3 protein-coding genes and 1 pseudogene are annotated in these 2,705 nt (G+C 39.7%); 2 read left to right on the top strand and 2 right to left on the bottom strand.

Features of this window, described 5'->3' with window-relative positions; genetic code table 11:
- Positions 1 to 244 (top strand): annotated as a pseudogene (locus O9295_RS13425) (IS701 family transposase); the annotation flags it as partial.
- On the opposite strand, the gene O9295_RS13430 reads toward O9295_RS13425, so the two are convergent.
- On the bottom strand, positions 224 to 409 hold the full coding sequence (locus tag O9295_RS13430; RefSeq protein ID WP_288033290.1) for a hypothetical protein: 186 nt from the start codon (positions 407 to 409) through the stop codon (positions 224 to 226). The pseudogene O9295_RS13425 and the gene O9295_RS13430 sit on opposite strands and share 21 nt — an antisense overlap.
- A gap of 480 nt (positions 410 to 889) precedes the next feature.
- Between O9295_RS13430 and O9295_RS13435 the strand changes: the two genes are divergently transcribed.
- A complete protein-coding gene (locus O9295_RS13435) occupies positions 890 to 1,516 on the top strand; it encodes a hypothetical protein (RefSeq protein ID WP_288033293.1) in 627 nt (208 codons plus the stop codon).
- Between the two features lie 271 nt (positions 1,517 to 1,787).
- Here the strand turns inward: O9295_RS13435 and O9295_RS13440 are convergent, their stop codons facing one another.
- Positions 1,788 to 2,393 (bottom strand): Uma2 family endonuclease, encoded by a 606-nt coding sequence (locus tag O9295_RS13440; protein WP_193959469.1) that lies wholly within the window; start codon positions 2,391 to 2,393, stop codon positions 1,788 to 1,790.
- Positions 2,394 to 2,705 lie beyond the last annotated feature (312 nt).

Raw genomic sequence — 2,705 nt, forward strand, 5'->3', positions numbered from 1 at the left:
AGTCAGGGATAAACGAAGCTTACTTCGTCATTTTATCCTGGTGTTTTGTGCCTATACATTTATCCTGTGGCATAAGTTAACTGGGGGATTGCAAAGGCAGTGGGCGAATCGACCTTTAAACACTTTTGTGGAAGCCTTGGAAGCTTTTCGGACAGCGATGTCTTTCCGTTTCTTTGAGTGGCTGACCGAGAATCGGGATGTGTTTGCCGCTTACAAAGGCAGTTTAGGCTTTGTTTGGGCTTGAAATTTGTTTAAGTCCCAATATTTGAACAAGATTAAAATCTTGATTTTGAGCAAAATCATCAATGGTTTCAGCGTCAACTCCCGCACAACCGTTATTTTCTTTGACTTTCAACCAAGCTTGTTGGAAGTTAGACAAATTGAGAAAGTCGTTAACGATGGTTATCATCAGGCAAATCCCAAGAAAAATAGAATCAAGATAATTCTATAAATCTCTCGGAATGACCTCTTTCCCTAATCAATGCCTTCCTTATTCGGATAGAGACTGGAGTTTAGAATAAAGCCACTCAAGAGTAAGCTAGGTAAGGACTTGAGAAATTGAAGACTCTTCTAGGTTGTGTGTGAGGATGGTATAATAATAATACAGAACAGGAGGTGGGTTATCTGGATAAATTTTAATCAACTCCTCAATTTATCAAATGTAACAGGTTCTTCGGTTTGTCTTATGCAATGGAGGGGAGTTATAAGAGATAGAACTCTTATAGAGAAAGGCATTTAGCGATTTTTGTCAATTGTTTTTATCTAGAGCGAACTAATCAATTAAGTCTGTTGCCAGATAAGGATTTAGTCAATTTATGCCCTCTGATCGAACCATAACAAGTAACGAAGAACTGTTAAAAGGTATAATAAAAATAATGAGAAACGAATAATGGATACTAAAATTAATAAGAATATTGCTCCTAAAATTCGCAAATTGGCTGAGACAGCGAGGGAACTATACCAAACCAAATATGCCCTCAATGTCACAAGGCTCACCAGTCTCAAAAGTCTTTGCCAAGACGAAGAAGCCGCCGCTAATTTTGCGCTGTACCTAGCTAAATTGGTAGTCAAACAGATGGAATCTAATCAAACTACCAGGTCTTTTCTTGGAGAAGAAGCCTGGACAGAACACTGCCAACTAATTAACCATACTGTTGAAAAAATGGAAGATTACCTAGAATATCCAACTCCAGATAAACGGCAGGATTTGTATAAATTGTTAACCCAACTAGAACAAATTCAAGGTTGGGAAAGACACATAAGATTTGGAACACCAATTCGTGTCATCAATAACAAATATGCCTTAATAATTGAAGATGCCCTGCGCTGTATGACAAGTTCAGATTATCCTTATTGGAGTTACCAAATGGCGAGAGATTATGCTGAACGCTATAACTCAAGCTGTGGCAGTGGACTAACTTCTGAATCCGCTCCTTTAGTCGCAGAAATTGCCGAGTTTTGGTGTCAATATTATTTTGGCAAAACTCTCACAGAGAAATTCCCTGATAAGAGTTGACATCAAAATAGAATAAAATTTAATAATTTTCATCTCCATACTGTTCAGGAGGTTGCCGTACTAATTTAGTAGGACAAGCTTTTGACTTTCTTCATTTAGAGGGCTACATTTTCCCAGACTATCTCAAATTCCCATTCTTCGATTAAATCATAAATAAAAGTTAACTGACTTCTCGATGATAAGAATAAATCTCCTAATTTCCAACTATCATTGTAAGGAGGAATTTCGGTAAAAGGATGGAAAATTTCTGTCGTGCAACGGGAGTGTCAAATCAACGAGGCATAACATCGTTGAGAGAGAGTTGAAGATCAGGAAAAATAGGAGAGGAAATCAATTCTCCCAAACGGTATTGTTGTTGCCGATAAACTTCATCAAGTAGTTGGCAGACGGTAAAAGTGGGTTGTTTGGGTTTGCCGATAAAGGCAATTCCTCCTAATCCGCGATAATCGACGATCCAATATTCAGGAATTCCAAAAAGCGCGTATTCTTCGACCTTACGAGCGTAATCGGTCTCCCAATTGCTACTGACCACCTCGACAACTAATTGAATCGATCGGGGTAGGGTAATTACAGGTTCTTTGTCCCACAAGGGTTCTAGAGCGAGAACAGTCTCATCGAGAACGACAACATCGGGACGACGAGCCGTGGCCGCGTCGGTAAAAGGGCGGATCAGACAGGTTCGGGGAATGAACCAAGGTTTTCGCGCTTTAATTAAAGCCATACCGATGTGGGTCGCTATTTTACCGCTAACCGTTTCATGCGGCCCGGTCGGTTCCATATCGATTAATTCTCCATCGGCTAATTCATAGCGAAATTCATTGCCATATTTTTGTAAAAAATCCTCGAATATCAGAGGTTTTTGGGATAGGTAAGTCATCTGCACTCCCGATGGCAAAGCCCCTCAAGATAACGATTTGTAATTAGTTGAATTATATACCAATTTTCAATCGTCGTGACTAACATCTAAACAGAATATTGACCTTAATTAAAGTTGGCCGTTCTCGATACTTTCTTACGTTTCCGTTAATCTTTCGTCATTGATCGCTGCCTAATGAGACTTAAACAAATTTCAAGCCCAAACAAAGCCTAAACTGGCTTTGTAAGCGGCAAACACATCCCGATTCTCGGTCAGCCACTCAAAGAAACGGAAAGACATCGCTGTCCGAAAAGCTGCCAAGGCTTCCACAAA

The sequence above is a fragment of the Microcystis sp. LE18-22.4A genome (assembly GCF_027531105.1).
Lineage (GTDB): Bacteria > Cyanobacteriota > Cyanobacteriia > Cyanobacteriales > Microcystaceae > Microcystis > Microcystis aeruginosa.